Consider the following 18,899-nt stretch of genomic DNA (forward strand, 5'->3'; position numbering starts at 1 on the left):
ATATTACTTTAATTATATATTTTGGATTGCAATGGGGGTTCTATGGAAGATAGTGCCATTAAGAAGTTTTTTGGAGATAGGTACAATATTTTAATAATACTTATACTGTTGATAGTTTGTGCCATTATATACAAGTTGGCCAATTTGCAAATTATTCATGGAAATGAATACTACGAACGTTCTCAGTATAAACTTTTACTTGAAAGAAGAATTATGCCTGCTAGAGGAAGTATACTTGACAGGAATGGGGTACCTATTGCAATAAACCGTGCAGGTTATAACGTTTATATAGTCAATGCAAGGCTTAAACAAGAAGAATTAAATGAAATGCTGTTAAAATTATATAACATATTTGAAAAAAATGGTGATATTTTTAATAAAAGCCTTAGTAAATATTTAACTTTTGACCCGGTTGATTTCGGCAGCGAGTTGAAAAAATCCGAAGACAGGCCTGAAAAATGGGCAAAAGACAATGGCATAGAGATTGATACAAAAACGCCTATTACTCCTGAAAAATTGTTTAAAACTCTAAGGGAACTCTATAATATAGATAAAAAATACACCGATGAAGAAGCATACAAAATAATTACAATGAGGTATGAAGTAAGAGGTTTTACCTCTTATGACCCTGTTTTACTGGCAAAAGATGTTTCAATAGAAACTGTGGCGGAAATTGAAGAAAAACATCACATATTCAGGGGAGTAACAACTGAAATTGAATACTTGAGGGAATATGTAAATGCTGATTTGGCATGCCATGTAATTGGCTATGTAAGAGGTATAGATGCAGAGACGTACAACAAACTTAAGGGTGAAGGGTACGGAATTAATGATATAATCGGAAAATCCGGAATAGAGTATGCTGCTGAAAAGGAATTAAGAGGAAAACCAGGGAAAAAGAAGGTGGAGGTAGATATACGAGGTCGCTTGACAAAAGTGGTTGAGGAGACACCTGCAATTCCCGGAAACAATATAGTACTCACCCTCGATATGAATCTTCAAAAAATAGCAGTTGAAGCCCTTGAAAGAAGAATAAAGGAAATCAGGGAACTGAATGGGCCATATCATTATCACGATGCTTTCGCCGGAGCTGTAGTAGCCTTGGATGTAAACAGCGGGGAGATACTTGCCATGGCCAGTTACCCCGGATATGACCCTTCCATTTTTCTAGCAGGTCCTGAAGATAAAGAAGCACAACAAGCAATCAGAGATTTGAACGATCCGGCAAAAACCCACGTTACTTCTGAATTTAACAGGGCTATAGCAGGAAGATATGCGCCAGGTTCCACATTTAAACCACTTGTCGCTATTGCAGCTCTTGAAGAAGGTGTAATTACTCCGACGACTACCATATATGACAGGGGTTATGTATACTATGATGGTATGAGATTTACCTGCATGGATTGGCGGAATGGGTATGGCGCCCATGGGGCTATTACTTTAAGCAGGGCTTTGGCTGTTTCCTGCAATATATTTTTTCACGAAATTGGAGTAATGACAGGAATAGATAACATTGATAAATGGGCAAAACTTTTCGGACTCGGAGAAAAAACAGGTATCGAAATTCCCGGCGAGCAGAAAGGTATCCGTTCAAATAAAGAATATAAAAAACAGGTTTCGCCTTATATATGGGGAAAGGCTGATACAGCTTCTTCATCAATAGGACAGCTTTATCATGAATATACTCCACTTCAGCTTGCAAACTATGTAGCAACTATTGCTAATGGGGGTAAAAAGTATAAACCTCACCTGATAAAATATATAACAGAATATAACGGTAAACTAATAAAAGAAACAGAAATTGAATACGAAGAAATACCTGTAAGTGATAAAACCATTGAAGCAGTAAAAATAGGTATGATTGCTGTTGCAAATTCAGTAGATGGAACAGCAGTTCATATATTTAGGGATTTACCCTATAAAGTTGGTGCAAAAACAGGTACTGCCGAGGCTTATAAAGAAGGCCAATCAAATAATGGAGTGTTTATCTGCTACGCACCTGCCGAACTGGACAAAACACCTCAAATTGCTGTTGCAGTGGTTATTGAGCATGGTGTATACGGTATGTATGCAGCTCCTATTGCCCGGGAAATAATTACAGAATACTTCAAACAGCAAAGCCAGGATGATAAAGGTATTAAAGCTGTGCCTGGAATACCTGTTTTTACACCATAGGATATATCTATTCCTCGTCTCCATATACGTGACCGCTGGGCCCGTGTATATTACAGTATTCACCTGCAGGCAGTTCATAAACCCAATCCAAAGGATATGGATCCCAAGGTTTTAGAGGTCTGAAGGGTATTATCCTTTGTATGAAAATTTTTTCTATAACAGACTCAGCAGGACAGTACGGACCGGCAAGGAGGTTTCGTCCCCATATATCTTTTGCATCTTTGCAAACTTTTGCCGAAACGTGTACATCACAAGACTCAGAAGGCTCGGTACCTTTGATGAAATATTCTTCAAAAGATGCATCCCCTCTTGGGTCCTGGGTACATAAATCAGTGGCCAACTTCCCTGAATAAACACATATCCTTTTTTTTACTATGTTGTCCGGCATAGGGAAGTCGACAGGTTCCTTATTCTGGTGAATTTTGTGCATTACCGCATTCCATATTAATGCCGCAGGGTTATCATTATTTGGAACTCCTTCTATAGGAGTAGGCTTATCGTAACCATACCACACAGCACCTACATAATAAGTAGAATAGCCGATAAACCACCTATCTTTATCATCATCGGTAGTACCTGTTTTACCGGCTGTAGGTATAACTTGATTCTTTGAGTTTGTTATTGTTCCAAGCCTTGCAGCGGTACCACCCAATTCTCCAGGCCTTCTGCTGGGCCTGCATACATCCTTCATCATGTCGGTCATTAAAAAGGCGGTTGCTTCATCGTATACCACATTAAAATCGGGTTTCTTTTCCAGAATAATATTACCGTTTGAATCTGTTACTTTAGTATATGAAATAGGTTCATAATACACTCCCCTGTTTGCAAAAGGCACATATGCAGCAGCCATTTGCAGGGGGCTTACGCCCTTTTCAAGGCCTCCCAGCGCTATTGAGAGATTTTTCTGATTACGCTCAATCCCAGCTTTTTTCAAATACTCTAGGGGGATATTAGGATTACCGAACTGCATGTAAATTTTTGCAGCCGGAACATTTACCGAACGCTTTATAGCATAACGTACAGTCATTAAACCCTCAAAGCTTCTTGTGTAATTCTCAGGATATCTTGGCTTATCTTCACCTAAAAAGTATACAGGAACATCATCTAATACTGTTGCAGGAGTTATCATTCGCCTGTCTATGGCAGGAGCATACACTGCTAATGGTTTGAAACTTGAACCTGCAGGTCTTTCTATTGATGTTGCCCGATTAAGAATATTGCTTGCAGTCTTTTCTCCATAACCTCCGCGGATGGCAAGTATATGTCCGTTCGAGGGGTCCATTATTACCATGCCTGCCTGTGGATGCTGTGTTACTTTTGGATTTTCATGAAAATATTTATCATCCATGAAAACATTATCCATAACTTTCTGGATGTAAGGGTCCATTGTGGTATAAATCCTTACGCCGTAGTTATATATAGTTGTGAGGGCCATTTGCTCTGACATGCCTTTTTGTTCCATCAGGTCATTGGTGACTTCTTTTACTACATAATCCACAAAATAGCTTTGTACAGGTATATTCTTCTCGGCATCACCTTTTTCGGCAAACTTAAGCTCCTCGTTAATAGCCTCATCATATTCATTTTGGTCAATCCAGCCTAATTCCAACATTTTGTTCAATATTAGCTGTTGTCTTTTTATTGCGTTTTCCCTGCCTTTTTCAGTAAAAGGGTCATATGTTGCGGGACTATTGGTAATTCCGGCAAGAAGTGCGCATTCCGCAAGAGAAAGCTCCCCTACATCCTTATTAAAATACATTTTTGATGCAGACTGGACCCCATAGCACCCATTTCCCATATAGATAAGGTTCATATAAAGCTCCAGAATCTGCCACTTGTCAAGGCGCCTCTCAAGCTGTATGGCAAGCCATTGCTCCTGGACTTTTCTTTCGAGGCGTCTTTCTGTTCTTCCCGTAATATTCCTTATTACCTGTTGTGTAATAGTACTTCCTCCATGGGTTGGATTGCCCCTGTTTAATACAAATTCCACAATTGCACTGCCTATGCGTCTTAAGTCTACCCCAAAATGCTTAAAAAAACGCTCATCTTCAATAGAGACAAGAGCCTGCCATAGATACTCCGGTACATCTTTATAATATACAACCTCCCTGTTTATGTTTTCCGAACCTGTAAACCTTGCTATCTCATTGCCCTGTGAGTCATACACATAAGAGGTTTCCTTTTTAATTTCAATCTGCTCTCTTGTTATAGGTTCAGCGGTCCTGATATATCCTAGCATTGCTCCTCCAAGTACCCCTGCACCTGCACAACCTATGACAATAACTAACAGTATAAGTGTTTTTAATGCTGTCAAAGCAAATTTACCAACAACTACGGGTTTTATATTTGTCAATTTCTTTATGATGCCACTTATTCCTTTTTTTCTTTTTTGCTTCTTTGCAGCTCCTCTTAAAGTAGCTGCTTTTTTTGGAACCATATCCGCCTCCTGTATATTCTCCGGTGTATTAATAATCTTGCAATAATCTTGTTTATTTCTATCTTGGTAATTACAATTATAACATAAAAATTTACTATGTAGTAATAAAATTAAGACAATACTATTACAAATTATTGACAATATTTGCTGTGATTTATTCTAAGATGCCTTTCACAAAAATCTCTTAATATTCATATAATGATTTTTGCAGGGGGTTTATATGAATGTCGATAAAAAACACTATGTTATATAGGCGCTTTTGGTATGTAAAAAAGCGTTATAGAGGGAAGATACATATTCACTTTTTAACAGTAGGCATAATAATTATATTCTTTATTCTTGCTAAATATACCGGTCATGTTTTTATCCCTTATATTGATGAATTTTCGGAATACAGGGTAAAATCGGTTTTAAATATTGCAATTTATGATGTTGTCAGAGAAAACTTTTTATTAGATGGGCTTGCTTTTGAAGACCTGGTAAAAATAAGCAAAGATGTTGACGGCAATATTACTGCAATTACCATGAACAGCGTGAAGGTTAATGAAATAACTGCAAAACTGTCCCGCGAAATCCAACATAGGATTAATTCAATTGGTGAAATAAGAATTAAAGTACCTTTTGGAGCTTTGTTTGGCGATACTATTTTCTATAATATGGGACCGGATGTAAATATTAATTTAAGGCAATATGGAAACATAGAGACAGAATTTACATCCGAATTTACCGGGGCAGGTATAAATCAGACTAAACATAGAATTGTCCTGGTTGTAAAAGTAAATTTCGGGGTGAGTGCAGCTTTTATTAAAAAAAAATGTAATATGGTTACTACTGTACCCATAGCAGAAACTGTAATTGTTGGTAAAACTCCTTACATGTTTTTTGAAACAAAAAATGAAAATTCTCCATGAAACGGGAAAGGGAAACTACTTGAAGTATCGTTGCTAATCTTTCTGGTTACCGGACGGACTAATCATGTTACATTTGCCATTGAAAAATGCACCTTCTTCAGTAACAAAACTCATGGCTTCAACATCCCCATGCAAGCGGGCTGATGAACAAAGCCTCACCATGTATTTTGAATAAATGTTTCCATCGACTGTACCTGAAATTTGAATGTTATTTCCATAAATATTTCCGTTTACCTGAGCAGTTTCTCCTATAACAATATCTTCAGCAGCTTTTATGTCACCCTTTACCTTTCCGTCAATCCTTATTGCACCCTCACAATTAACATTGCCTTCAAACACTGAATTTTCCCCTATTAATGAATCAAAACTCCTGCTTGTGCTTGGGCCGGTAGTTTTGCCTTTAAACATTTCATACTTCTCCTCTCATTTATGTTTGTTTGGTTGCAATACTGAATTTTGATGCTGTTTACCCGGTGCTAAAATTTTTATAAAAAAATCATCTGCTCAAATATTTATATGGGTCAATTGGTTCACCATTAATATGTATCTCAAAATGCAGGTGGGAGCCGGTTGTTCTACCGCTGCTGCCGACTCTTGCTATAATATCACCCTTTTTTACTGTTTGACCTTTTTTTACTAGCAATTTTGAGGCATGGCCGTATACAGTGCTGATGCCGTTACCATGGTCGATAATAACCGTTTGGCCTAACTCATTGTAATATCCGGATAAAATAACTTTGCCGCTGGCAGAAGCTTTTATGCTTGTACCGTATGGAGCAGCAATATCAATACCGTTATGATAGGCTCTTCTAAAGGTAATTGGATCCAACCTGTAACCGAATTTCGATGTAATATTTCCTATAACAGGCCAAAGTGTAGGGAGAGAATTAAGATATTCGGTTAATTTCTTTTCCATTTCGGTTAAATCAATAAGGTTTTCGTCTTTTTGCTTATTAATTTCGTTGAGGGCAGTTAAAATCTCATTTAATTCATTAATATCTTTTACAAATGAAGATGAACTTGCAGTGCTTGAACGACTTGCAAGTCCGGCATTTATACGCCCGGATACATAATTGTCTATAATATCTTTGAATTTTTCTATATACTCGGATATATTAATATTTGAAGAGTTTTCCTCTTTTATTAAAGCATTTATTTCTTCGATTTTCTCACTCAAAAGAGTTTCCTGCTGGCCAGTTAAAGCATAAAGCTTGTCCATACTGGATTTTAGAGCCATATTTTCGCCTACTATACTGGAAATATATAAATAGAAATAAATGGTAAAAGCTGCTAATAATACAATAATTATTACTGCAATTTTTGTGTACACACGTGAAATCCTGATTGTTTTTACTTTGTCGGATGAATGAGGCACCAGCATGATTGTAAAGTATTTTTTTTGTTCTTTCATGTTCTTGTCTGATTTTAGAACCCTGCTTTTCTTCAAAACCCAATGAAGTTTTATTGTCCTGTTTAACTCAATCAGTCCGATTTTTACTTTTTTCATTAAGTTATGTATTATTTTAACACAATATTTAAAATGATTCTTAGATGATTTTATCAATGGACCTATTAATGATTTTACTGTAAATACCAGGTCTTTATTTTGTTTTTTGTTGGCATTAGGTTTAGCCGGCAATTTATTTTCATGAGTAACTTTATATATCATTTTACACATCCTTAAGTGTTTATTATTTATTATTTATGTAGCAATTTATTTTTTTATTTATATGCTTTAATTTATGTCATTTAATTGCTTATTATTTAAATATGTCATATAAAAGTATTTTTTTGTAATATTAAGATTATATTTCATTTATATTACCTTACTATATTTTACACAAATTAAGATAATAATTCCATAGGAAATTTAAAAAATTTTTTTAATTTGTGTTAAAATATTTAAGCAAAGTATTGAAAATAAGAGAATTGACAACAAAAAGTATGAAAAACAAAAGAATCAACAACAAAATTGGGAAATTATATTGAGGTGTGTAAATGACAGTTGTAGAAAAAAATGAGGATTATGTTTTGGAAATTACGGATGTTAATCATGAAGGACAGGGAGTAGGACATATTAACGGTTTTGCTGTTTTTGTGGATGGAGCGCTCATTGGAGAAAAAGTAAAGATTAAAATTATAAAAGTACTGAAGAATTACGGGGTAGGAAAACTTCTGGAGATTCAACGTCCCAGCCCTGTGAGAACAAAACCGTTTTGTCCGGTCTATAAACGCTGTGGAGGCTGCAGCCTGCAGCATATGGATTATAATGCGCAGCTGGAATTCAAGACAAAGCTGGTTAAAGAAACACTCAAAAGAATAGGAAAGATTAATAATGCTGATGTTTTAGTCCAGGATACCATAGGGATGAAATATCCGCTTAAATACAGGAATAAGGCACAGTACCCGGTGGGAATGAAAAATGGGAGACCGGTGATAGGTTTCTATGCCAAAAGAAGCCATGATATTATTGATGGGGGGAATTGCGACATTCAGGAGCCTGTCGGGAATATAATACGGGAAATATTTAGAAGGTTTATTGAAGAGAATAAAATAAGTGTATATGATGAAATAAGTCATAAAGGGTTAATAAGGCATTTAATGATCAGGTCAGGATTCAGGACAGGAGAAATAATGGTGGTAATAGTGATAAATGGAACCGACCTTCCCCAAAAGAGAAACCTGGTTAATTCCCTGTTGACTGGAGTTCCGGCAATAGAGAGTATAGTATTAAATATTAACACTTCAAAAACAAATGTAATACTTGGAGAGAAAAATATAAAAATATACGGTAAAGACACTATTACGGATTATATAGGGAATTTTAAATTCCATATATCACCGCTGTCTTTTTTCCAGGTAAACCCTGTCCAGACAGAAGTGTTATATAACAAGGCTTTGGAGTTTGCATCCCTTTCAGGATCCGAGACAGTCTTTGATTTATATTGCGGAACAGGTACAATTGCTTTATTTATGGCCCAGAAGGCTAAAAAAGTATACGGCGTAGAAGTGGTGGAGGAGGCTGTTGCTGATGCGCGTAATAATGCATGTGCTAATGGGGTGCATAATGTAGAATTTATAGCCGGGGAGGTTGAAAAGGTGATTCCCGAACTTTATGAAAATGGGGTAAGGGCCGATGTCGTGGTGGTGGACCCGCCAAGGAAGGGATGCGATGCTTCTTTGCTGGAGACTATAGTGCATATGGGGCCTGAAAGGATAGTATATGTATCATGTAATCCGGCAACGCTGGCAAGGGATTTGATGTACCTGGAGGAGAGGGGGTATAGGATGGGCGAAGTGCAACCGGTGGATATGTTTCCATGGACGGTGCATACAGAAAGCGTTGCGAGAATTGAGAGGGCGACAGGCTGATGAATAAAGGGTTACAGGCGATTTGCAAAGTTGCAGGTTTTGGGTAACCCTTGAGTGTATAAAAAAGATATCATTCCCAAATCCAATAAACGAAATAAAAAAGGTAATTTTATTAAGCACAAGTATTATTGGCGGGCTCAGATAAATCTCATTTTCCATTTACAAGTATGCTGTTCTTGATTATAATAATAGCATACTTGTAAAAGGCAGGTGCCACAATTGGATTACTCAAAACAACTGGAAGAATTAATTTTAAAAAATGATGGTATTGTTTTTACTAAGACCGTGAGTGAGGCAGGTATCCCAAGAACTTATCTTTCTGAATTTGTAAAACGAGGAAGTTTAGAAAGATTGGAACGTGGTGTGTATATTTTAAAAGATTGTCATGATGATGAAATGTACCGTTTGCAGGGCAAATTTACACAAGCTGTTTTTTCTCATGAAACAGCCTTGTTTTTGCATGATTTGACCGATAGAGACCCGCTCCAATACTCAGTAACTGTCAAGGCAGGATACAATGCGAAAAATATAAAGGATAGCGGAGTAAAGGTCTATTCTATCAAAAAGGATTTATACGATTTAGGGCTTATCACTGCAAAGACCCCATTTAATCGTTTAGTGAAAACCTATAATATGGAGAGGACAATTTGTGATATTATTCGAAGCCGGAGTCAAATGGATATTGAAATTTTAACAGACGCTTTAAAAAGATATACAAAACGCAAAGACAAGAACCTTCCACAGCTTATGCGTTATGCAGATAAATTTAGGATCACCATTGTTTTGCGAAAATACCTGGAGGTGCTGCTATGAAATCATCAACGCAGCTAAAAGCACTGATTCGCAATTTGGCAAAAGAGAAGAACATCAATGCCCAGATTTTGATGCGCAACTATATGTTTGAAAGACTGTTGGAACGCATCTCATTATCAAAGTATCGTTCCAAGTTTGTGTTAAAAGGGGGGATGCTTGTTGCAGCTATGGTGGGACTCGATGCCCGTTCTACTATGGACATGGATGCAACAATCAAAGGCTATCCCCTTTCAGAAGAAACTATTAAAGAAGTTTTTGAAAATATCCTGGCTGTGCCGATTGATGATGGTACACAGATGAGAATTAAGGGTATTGAGGCGATTCGTGACGAAGCAGATTACAATGGCTTGCGAGTATCCATAGAAGCCCTGTTTGATGGGATTCATACACCTCTAAAGATTGATATAACGGCAGGAGATAAAATAACACCGAGAGAAATATTATACCGATTTAACCTCATGTTCGAAGAACGCCAGATCGATATTTTTGCTTATAACCTTGAAACAGTGCTTGCAGAAAAATTGGAAACGATTATTTCCCGCGGCACAACCAACACTCGCATGAGGGATTTCTACGATATATACATATTGCAAAAAATGCATTCGGAAATCTTGGATAAAGAACTGCTTGCGAAAGCTCTTGTGTCAACCTCAATAAACCGTGGCACATATGGTGTTCTGGCAGAGGGCCAAACTATTATAAATGAAGTTTCAAAAGATATTTTCATGCAAAAGTTATGGGAGAATTATCGCAAGAAATACAGCTATGCAGAAGATATTCGCTGGGATGAAGTTATAGTAGCGGTTAATGAAATTTGGCAAGTCGCAAAGGTTTAGAGGCCTGGCTGATAACCAGAAATACCAAGAAAAGTCTTTATGGAATGAAGGCAGGAGGAGTGTATGACGCATAAATTCGAACCAAAACTTTTGCCCTTCTGGTCAATGTGCTTCATGAGATTGAAGATAGAATGAAATTTATTGCAGAAGTTAAACGGGTATTAAAGCCGGAAGGTAAAGTAGCAACTATTAATTGGGAAAAAATGAAAATGAGGCCACCAAGTTGATTTTAGATAACCCTTGAGTGCACAAAAAAGATAATTAAATAAGAAATAAGAATCAAAATGAAGAATAACATTTCCTTGCATAATTTTGGACAAGAGGATAAAATGGTAGTAACTATATTTTAACAAATAGTATAGGCATTATGGGTATTTTGAATTGGGTGGATTGGTTCAAGAAAAAATGGGTATTGGGAAGTAACGAAAGATGGAATATAATGAGCTTTTTGAAAAATACCGGAGGCTGCTGGAGGAAAATCAAAGGTTATTGGCTGAAAATGAAAACTTAAGAAAACAGCTTGGATTATCATTACCGGTACCCTGTACTGAAAATGATGTTGAAGCCTCAATAGAGGTAAATGACATCCAGACAGTTGAGGCAGTCAAACCAGGACATGTAACCAATAGTAGCACCCCGGAGGATAAAATTAACCTGTTTATGTCGTTGTTTAGAGGCAGGGATGATGTCTATGCAAAAAGGTGGCAAAGCAAAGAGGGTAAATCGGGGTATTCTCCCGTATGTTTGAATGAGTGGGCAAGAGGAATTTGCAATAAGCCAAAGATTAAATGCTCCGAATGCAATAATAAAAACTATGCAGCTTTGGACTTTGCAGCAATAGATAAGCATCTCAGGGGCAAAGATGTTTTTGGCATATATCCTATGTTGCCTGATGAAACCTGCTATCTCCTTGCTATCGATTTCGATGATGAAGGCTGGGAAAAAGATATATCAGCTTTAAGGGATATCTGTGCAGAAAAAAATATTCCAATTGCAGTTGAACGTTCTCGTTCAGGGAATGGAGCGCATGTATGGTTCTTTTTTAATGACAAGGTAAATGCTGCATCGGCCAGAAAATTTGGTACGGCACTTCTTACGCATGCAATGGCCAAAAGACATGAAATTAAATTTACTTCATACGACCGCTTGTTTCCAAACCAGGATACACTTCCTAAAGGCGGTCTTGGGAATCTTATCGCATTACCTTTACAATTAAATGCACGCAGAAACAACAACAGTGTTTTTATAGATGAAAATCTCCGGCCCTATGAGGATCAGTGGAATTTTTTGAGCAGTATTCGAAAGCTCAGTGAAAGTGAAATTGACTTATACATTTCTCAACTATGCAGTGGCAGTGAATTGGGTGATTTAAGACAGAATGAAGATGAAGAATGCAAGCCATGGGAGAGAAGCAAGACAAATTATAAATTAAGCAAGTCCGATTTCCCAGTCACTGTTTATATAACCAAAGCAAATATGCTTTACATTAGTAAAAATCGCTTTTCACATAAAGCATTGAATATTATTAAACGTCTGGCAGCCTTTAAAAACTCTGACTTTTATAAGGCTCAAGCTATGAGATTGCCGACTTTTGATAAGCCCAGAATTATTTCCTTATCTGACGAGACGCCTGAGTACTTGTGTCTTCCAAGGGGATGTGAGCTTGATCTGATAAACCTGTTTAATGCTCACAAGGTGGATGTTAAATGGGTTGATAAAAGCTATTCAGGAAAACGGATTGACGTTGAATTCAACGGCCGGCTTCGTGATGAGCAGGAAGATGCTGTTAATTCCATGATACAATATGACATCGGTGTATTATCGGCAACAACTGCATTTGGTAAAACCGTTATTGGAGCGAAAATTATATCAGTAAAAAAGGTAAATACTCTTATACTTGTTCATACTCAGCAATTATTAGAGCAGTGGAAGGAACGTTTGAACCAGTTTCTTGTAATCAACGAAGATCTTCCTTCTGATGAGATTAAGAAAAGAGGCAGGAAAAAGAGCAGAAGTCTTATTGGTCAGCTAGGGGGAGGAAAAAACAATCTAAGTGGCATTATTGATATCGCTATTATGCAGTCATTGGTAAAGGGAGATGAGGTTAAGGACTTTATCCGCAACTACGGCATGGTGATAGTAGATGAATGCCATCATGTTCCCGCATTTAGTTTCGAACAGATATTGAAAAACGTAGATAGCAAATATGTTTACGGATTAACTGCAACTCCGGTAAGGCAGGATGGACACCACCCCATCATATTCATGCATTGCGGTCCGGTCAGGTATAAAGTGGATGCTAGAAAGCAAGCTGAAAAAAGACCTTTTGAGCATTATGTCATTCCGCGCTTTACTCCTTTCAGAAAGCCTATCAGCCAGGATGAAAAGGAATGGTCTATTGGACAAATTTATGCTGAAATCAGCACCAGTCAAATCCGTAACAAATTAATTGTTGATGATGTTATTAAAAGCGTAAATGAGGGTCGCAATCCCATTGTTCTAACTGAAAGAACTGCACATGTTGAGGTGATTGTAAACGCTTTAAAGGAAGCACTTCCAAATGTTATTACATTAACCGGAGGCATGTCTGCAAAGGAAAGAAAAGCTGCACTTGAAAGACTTTCAAGTATACCAGCAGAGAGTAATTTTGTCATAGTTGCAACCGGTAAATTTGTTGGCGAGGGTTTTGATGAACCAAGACTTGATACTTTGTTTCTTGCGATGCCTGTAGCTTGGAAGGGTACAGTTCAACAGTACGCGGGCAGGCTCCACAGATTATATCAAAATAAGAGTGAAGTTCAGATTTATGATTATGTGGATGTTCATGTAGGCGTACTTGAAAGAATGTATCAAAAAAGATTGAAGGGCTACGCCTCTATCGGATACTCAGCCAGAGGAGACTGCAAACCTTTTGAGTCTATTAATGCAATTTTTGACAATAAAAACTTCCTGACAGTTTTCAGCAATGATATTTCGTCTGCTAAATCAGACATTGTCATTGTCAGTCCTTATATCACCAAAAAGCGTTTAAGCCAGATGTTAAGTATTCTTATGACCGGGATTAACAATGGTGCAAAGCTTACCGTCATTACCCGCCCTGAAACGGATTATAAGGAAAGGGACAGGCTTACGTTTGAGGAGATGATTAGTTCCATAAAGAATACGGGAGCCAGTATTATTTTTAAATCAAATATACATCAAAAGTTTGCAGTAATTGATCAAAGAATTGTTTGGTATGGCAGCATAAATCTTTTGAGCTTCGGAAATTCCGAGGAGAGCATCATGAGGTTGGATAGCCTGAATATTGCAAATGAATTAATAGGTACGATTGAAGAAATATTAAACGAGAATTAAAAAGGATAGCGAAAATATGAAATCTAATTTGCTAAAGCTTTCAAACAGAGTCATAATAAGAAAAGAATATTTTGGCGGGATTCTTTTCAACAGGGATACCGGTGATGTTATCGAGGTTGATCGGGAAGCTTTTACCGTAGTTTCAATAATAAAAGATATTGAAGTTGTTTATATGAAAACCTTGTTGGATCTGCCGATATCCTATAAAGGGAGAAGAATTGATAGAGAAAGAATAAAAGGTGTTATATCAAGGCTTAAGGCTATGGGTATTATCAATGTAATGCCAAATGGAGTCCTGTCTGAAAATTATAGAAAGATGCTTGAAGAAAAAAGCCTTATAAAAATCAAGTGGCCGACTTATGAACATTTAAGTGCTCCTGAAACAGTTCACTGGGCAGTGACCTTTAAATGCGGTGAATCATGTCCTGATTGTTATATTGCACGTCACAAAAGATTGTTTGCATATGAACTTGATACTCAGGATGCACTTAAACTTATAAGTAAAATAGCAGATAGTGGTGTTTTCCAGCTTGCAATCGGTGGATGAGAACCCTTTATAAGAAATGATCTGGAGAACATCGTCCATAATACATCGGAAAAAGGCTTGATTGTTCATATTACAACTGGAAAATATGAAATCGAGCGGAATCGGCTTGATGCCATGGCAGGACATATAAAGACCCTTCAAATCGGGATAAGAACCGATGAGCTTTTGCTCAAAGGCACATGTGTTGTAGAAAAGCTTAGAGCATTAGTAACGCAGTTGAATGAACGTGACATAATTACCGGCGCAAATTTAATTATGACAAGGTCCTCCATATATAATTTCGATAAAATAGTTGAAATGCTTATAAGCAGTGGCTTTAAGCGGTATACTCTGCTTAGGTACAAGCCTCCTGGAAGTGTGAAACGGTGGCTTCAAGAGAAGCCGAATAAGCATGATCTGGATCTTTTAGAGGAAAGATTGACAGTGATGCAGGAAATGCATACAGATATACTTTTCCGGATTGATTGTGCCCTTTCTTTCCTGGAACGGAGATTGAATCCGCAGACAGCCTTATATTCAGGAATCAGAGGATGTATTGCAGGGGAAAGGATAGTATCTGTCGCGCCTGATGGTTCTGTTTACCCTTGTTCACAGCTTGTTGGGAATATTTTTAACGCAGGTAACTTGCTGAATGAGAATTTTGAATCTATTTGGAATAGGAGCAATGTAGTTAAAAAATACAGGGACTTCAGAGGAAAAAAGAGTTTTAAAAACGGCAGCTGTGGAAAATGTCAGGCAAAAGCTTTTTGCGGTGGATGCAGAGTCTTTGCAGAGGATGCAATCGGTTCTGATCCCGGATGTCCTGGACCTTTATATGAAGGTAAACATACTGATGATGAATATGATGTCATAGCTGATATACAGGATACCATAGGCTATACTGACGCAGGCTTTCCATATGCAACCCGTGAAGGAATTGAGGAATGGCTAGAAAAGGGTAATAATAGAAATTATCCGTCTTGGATCAATAATATATAATGATGAACTTACAGGAGGTAATTGAAATGAGGATAATAAGTATCAGAAAAGGCTTTACTTCAGACCATAGTTCAACATCCTATGAATTCTTAGCCGTAGATAAGGCACTTGGCAAGAAAGAGAAAGCAGAGGTAGTTTCTCTTTCCAGAAGGGCTAACCCTACATCAAGAAGAGTCAGCTTTATTTACCATGTTGATGGGTATGATATACCCGGCGGATGGGAGAATTTGATGAAGAAATATTATGATGTGATGTACCGCTTATAAATGGGGATTACAGGACTTTATATGCCGTATGGGAAAAATATGGAGGTTTTGATGATGAGGAGGAAGATGAATTTGACATTCCAATCCCTCAAGATAAAAAGGCAGGTAAGAATATAGTAGAACAATTCAGGAATATTTTGGACTAATCACTTTGTATTTTACCTAAATAAAATTATCTTTTTCATACCATCAAGGCATGTGGAGACCATGACAGTGCTATATAGGAGGTAAAGCGTTCATACAGCAGGGTTTGAGCAATATGAGTATGTTTTAATACATTCAAAAAATGCGTATACCTTAAAGTAGATGACATAATGAAAATGTATTTATGACATAGAGAAAAGCTTCGTTTTGTTATAACAAAGCTTTTAATCAGTGAATGTAATAAGGTGATTGATAAATGGAAACTTATAGAGAAAACCTTGAAATTTCAACTCGGCAATGGCTTGGACTTTTACAGGACAGCAGCGTTTTCAAAGATGATGATATTGCTCTTATGAAAACACTTTACAATTGCAGGGACTGCCGCGAAAAAGCTTCGGTACTTGCTGCGATTCTTGGCGTTTCAGGCCATCCAGTTTTGAATCTTCAAATCGGCAGACTGGGGAAAAGAATAATTAACAAGCTACCAAGTGTTAAATTTCCAATGAGGGAAGACGGAACTGTACGTTACTGGCATATTCCGTTTTGGGGCGAAGATGCTGAAGTGAAAGAGCAATACTATTGGCAACTACGTCCGGAATTAAAGGAAGCTCTTGAAATACTGTTGAATGCAAATAAATCTCTAAAAGAGTTTGAGGAAAATGTTTTAATAGCAGAGGAAATACCGGAAGAAAAATTAAAGGATTTGTTTGAAGGCGCAAAAAAGCAAATTACCGTAAATGCATTAGTATATAGGGGGGTCTTTTATTAGCTTTAATACAACTTAACTATAGCTTTTTTTCCCAACAGTCTCAAAAAGAGTGATTTTTTTATTCCCAAAGAGAGTGACTGCTAACAGCAAAAACGGCTGCTTGAAGAACAGATTGCGGAAATCACTAACGGCATCCGGGAGCTAAAAGAGGAACGCGGCGAGCGTTACGCCATCAAGCAGCTTGAAAAGACTAAAAAGACCTTGAAACTTAAGCTGGATAAGCTCAACGACACCAGCCGCAAGGACGATGTGGTGACCTTTGAGGAACTGGGCGTTGACCGGCTGTTTGTGGATGAAGCGGATTTTTACAAAAACCTCTTTCTTTACACAAAAATGCGCAATGTGGCGGGCTTATCCCAGACTGAGGCACAGAAGTCCTCCGACATGTTTGCCAAATGCCGGTATCTGGATGAATTAACCGAAGGGCGCGGCGTCATCTTTGCAACAGAAACGCCCATTTCCAACTCCATCACCGAGATGTACACCATGCAGCGGTATCTGCAATATGAAACCCTGCGCAAAAACGGGCTCCAGCACTTTGACTGCTGGGCCTCCACCTTTGGGGAAACCGTAACCGCCATCGAGCTTGCGCCGGAGGGCACAGGTTACCGGGCTAAAACAAGGTTCGCACGGTTCTACAACCTGCCGAAACTGATGAATATGTTCAAGGAAATCGCGGACATCAAGACGGCGGATATGCTGAACCTTCCTGTGCCCAAAGCGAACTACCACAATGTGGCGGTGAAGCCGAGCAAATTTCAGCAGGACATGGTGGTCGAACTTGCGGAGCGTGCCGAACGGGTGCGCGCCAGGCTGGTGGAACCGTATGAGGATAACATGCTCACAATCACCAACGACGGTCGGAAGCTGGCCCTTGACCAGCGGCTGATGAGCTCCATGCTTCCCGACAATGAAGAAAGCAAGGTAAATGCCTGCGTGGAAAATGTGTTCCGCCTCTGGCAGGAAAACAGCGATAAGAAGCTGACGCAGCTTGTGTTCTGCGACCTGTCCATTCCAAAGAACGATGGGAATTTCAATGTGTATGACGACATACGCCAAAAGCTTATTGCCCGCGGCGTTCCCGCCGATGAAGTTGCTTTCATCCACGATACCGACACAGAGATCAAGAAAAAGGAACTGTTTGCCAAGGTACGCAAGGGACAGGTGCGAATTCTGCTGGGCTCCACCTTTAAAATGGGGGCCGGAACCAATGTCCAGGACCTTTTGATTGCCCTCCATGACCTGGACTGCCCGTGGCGGCCCCGGGATCTGGAACAGCGCAGTGGAAGAATTGTCCGTCAGGGCAATAAAAACGATGAGGTGCATATCTTCCGGTATGTGACGGAAAACACCTTTGACGCTTATCTCTACCAGATACTTGAGAACAAGCAGCGTTTTATTTCGCAGATTATGACCAGCAAATCCCCTGTGAGAAGCGCCATTGATTTATTGTCCTATGGCACGTTGGAGCTGCTTTCCGGCAGGGACTGGCGGCAGGATAATTGTTTGTCACTTGCGGGCATCTATATGCCCAAGAAGATTATTGAGGAAAGTACACTACCCGCCGCGCTCACGCAATACTTAAAAGACTTCCCGAAAATTGGTGAAATAGCCCTGCATTTGGATAACGATACGGCTGGTTGGCTGGCAGCAAAAACTATAAAGACTATTCTTCCTCTCCCCTATACCGTTTTAGATGAGCCGCCAAAGTACGGGAAGGATTATAATGATTATTTAAAAATCGCTTTAAAGATGCGACAACCGCCTGAACGCGAATAAGCTACAAATTTTATCTACGCTTACACTTTAAAATTTTCAAAAATACCTTTGCAAATAGAGAATAACGTGATATATTTAAAGCAATAATATAATTGTTTAAAATTTGCTTGAAAACCTTTATAATCAAAGAAAATATAGCTCTATTTAAAGAGGTGATTACATGGTTGGATATGCAGAGCTTTCAAAAATGAATACTTTTACTTTGAATGATGTATGCAATCTTGTAGGCAATAAAAAAACTGCTTCCTCTCTTGTGTTAAGACTTTCTAAAAAGGGGTTTGTAAAAAAAATCAGAAACAATCTTTATACTTGTGTTAACTTAGCTGACGGACAGGTTATAGCTACAAAGTATCATATTGCCTGTGCAATAAATGAAACTGCTTATATATCACATCATTCTGCTTTCGAATATATGGGAATATCCAATCAGGTGTTTTACGAAATATATGTATCCTCTTCGAAAAGATTTTCTGATTTTGAATTTGAAGGTATAACTTATAAATATGTTCCTTCAAAAT

General features: G+C 38.1%; 15 protein-coding genes and 1 pseudogene. 13 read left to right on the plus strand and 3 right to left on the minus strand.

What is annotated here, in order from left to right:
* Nucleotides 1–42: 42 nt before the first annotated feature.
* Complete coding sequence (gene mrdA, locus HPY74_02370; protein ID NSW89522.1) at nt 43–2,175, plus strand: penicillin-binding protein 2; 2,133 nt, start codon at nt 43–45, stop codon at nt 2,173–2,175.
* A 7-nt stretch (nt 2,176–2,182) separates the two neighbouring features.
* Here the strand turns inward: mrdA and HPY74_02375 are convergent, their stop codons facing one another.
* Nucleotides 2,183–4,612 carry a PBP1A family penicillin-binding protein gene (locus HPY74_02375; GenBank protein ID NSW89523.1) on the minus strand — a complete coding sequence of 810 codons (2,430 nt, stop codon included), beginning with the start codon at nt 4,610–4,612 and terminating at the stop codon, nt 2,183–2,185.
* A gap of 224 nt (nt 4,613–4,836) precedes the next feature.
* Here HPY74_02375 and yunB point away from each other — a divergent pair, with 224 nt between their 5' ends.
* Nucleotides 4,837–5,523 (plus strand): sporulation protein YunB, encoded by a 687-nt coding sequence (yunB, locus tag HPY74_02380; protein ID NSW89524.1) that lies wholly within the window; start codon nt 4,837–4,839, stop codon nt 5,521–5,523.
* A 33-nt stretch (nt 5,524–5,556) separates the two neighbouring features.
* On the opposite strand, the gene HPY74_02385 is transcribed toward yunB, so the two are convergent.
* Together HPY74_02385 and HPY74_02390 are read right to left on the minus strand one after the other, a co-directional pair.
* The gene (locus HPY74_02385; GenBank protein NSW89525.1) at nt 5,557–5,931 is read right to left on the minus strand and encodes a polymer-forming cytoskeletal protein; all 375 of its coding nucleotides are present in this window, start codon (nt 5,929–5,931) and stop codon (nt 5,557–5,559) included.
* An 88-nt stretch (nt 5,932–6,019) separates the two neighbouring features.
* The gene (locus HPY74_02390) at nt 6,020–7,192 is read right to left on the minus strand and encodes a M23 family metallopeptidase (protein NSW89526.1); all 1,173 of its coding nucleotides are present in this window, start codon (nt 7,190–7,192) and stop codon (nt 6,020–6,022) included.
* A gap of 329 nt (nt 7,193–7,521) precedes the next feature.
* Here HPY74_02390 and rlmD point away from each other — a divergent pair, with 329 nt between their 5' ends.
* The 11 genes and pseudogenes from rlmD to HPY74_02445 all read left to right on the plus strand — a co-directional run.
* On the plus strand, nt 7,522–8,895 hold the full coding sequence (gene rlmD / locus HPY74_02395) for a 23S rRNA (uracil(1939)-C(5))-methyltransferase RlmD (protein ID NSW89527.1): 1,374 nt from the start codon (nt 7,522–7,524) through the stop codon (nt 8,893–8,895).
* A 219-nt stretch (nt 8,896–9,114) separates the two neighbouring features.
* Entirely contained in the window at nt 9,115–9,708 is a 594-nt protein-coding gene (locus HPY74_02400) for a type IV toxin-antitoxin system AbiEi family antitoxin domain-containing protein (GenBank protein NSW89528.1), read from the plus strand.
* Complete coding sequence (locus tag HPY74_02405; GenBank protein ID NSW89529.1) at nt 9,705–10,544, plus strand: nucleotidyl transferase AbiEii/AbiGii toxin family protein; 840 nt, start codon at nt 9,705–9,707, stop codon at nt 10,542–10,544. Before HPY74_02400 ends, HPY74_02405 begins: the two co-directional genes overlap by 4 nt.
* A 131-nt stretch (nt 10,545–10,675) precedes the next feature.
* Nucleotides 10,676–10,771 (plus strand): hypothetical protein, encoded by a 96-nt coding sequence (locus tag HPY74_02410; GenBank protein ID NSW89530.1) that lies wholly within the window; start codon nt 10,676–10,678, stop codon nt 10,769–10,771.
* A gap of 202 nt (nt 10,772–10,973) precedes the next feature.
* Entirely contained in the window at nt 10,974–13,898 is a 2,925-nt protein-coding gene (locus HPY74_02415) for a DEAD/DEAH box helicase family protein (protein ID NSW89531.1), read from the plus strand.
* A 16-nt stretch (nt 13,899–13,914) separates the two neighbouring features.
* Nucleotides 13,915–14,445, plus strand: coding sequence for a hypothetical protein (locus tag HPY74_02420; GenBank protein ID NSW89532.1), 531 nt, complete (start codon nt 13,915–13,917; stop codon nt 14,443–14,445).
* 57 nt (nt 14,446–14,502) lie between these two features.
* On the plus strand, nt 14,503–15,423 hold the full coding sequence (locus HPY74_02425; protein ID NSW89533.1) for a radical SAM protein: 921 nt from the start codon (nt 14,503–14,505) through the stop codon (nt 15,421–15,423).
* A gap of 26 nt (nt 15,424–15,449) precedes the next feature.
* Nucleotides 15,450–15,689, plus strand: coding sequence for a hypothetical protein (locus HPY74_02430; protein NSW89534.1), 240 nt, complete (start codon nt 15,450–15,452; stop codon nt 15,687–15,689).
* A 400-nt stretch (nt 15,690–16,089) separates the two neighbouring features.
* The gene (locus HPY74_02435; protein NSW89535.1) at nt 16,090–16,602 is read left to right on the plus strand and encodes a hypothetical protein; all 513 of its coding nucleotides are present in this window, start codon (nt 16,090–16,092) and stop codon (nt 16,600–16,602) included.
* An 84-nt stretch (nt 16,603–16,686) separates the two neighbouring features.
* Nucleotides 16,687–18,381, plus strand: a pseudogene (locus HPY74_02440) (toprim domain-containing protein).
* 160 nt (nt 18,382–18,541) lie between these two features.
* The coding region (locus tag HPY74_02445) for a hypothetical protein (GenBank protein ID NSW89536.1) at nt 18,542–18,899 on the plus strand (358 nt) is incomplete at its 3' end.

The sequence above is a fragment of the Bacillota bacterium genome (assembly GCA_013314855.1).
Classification (GTDB): Bacteria; Bacillota; Clostridia; order Acetivibrionales; family DUMC01; genus Ch48.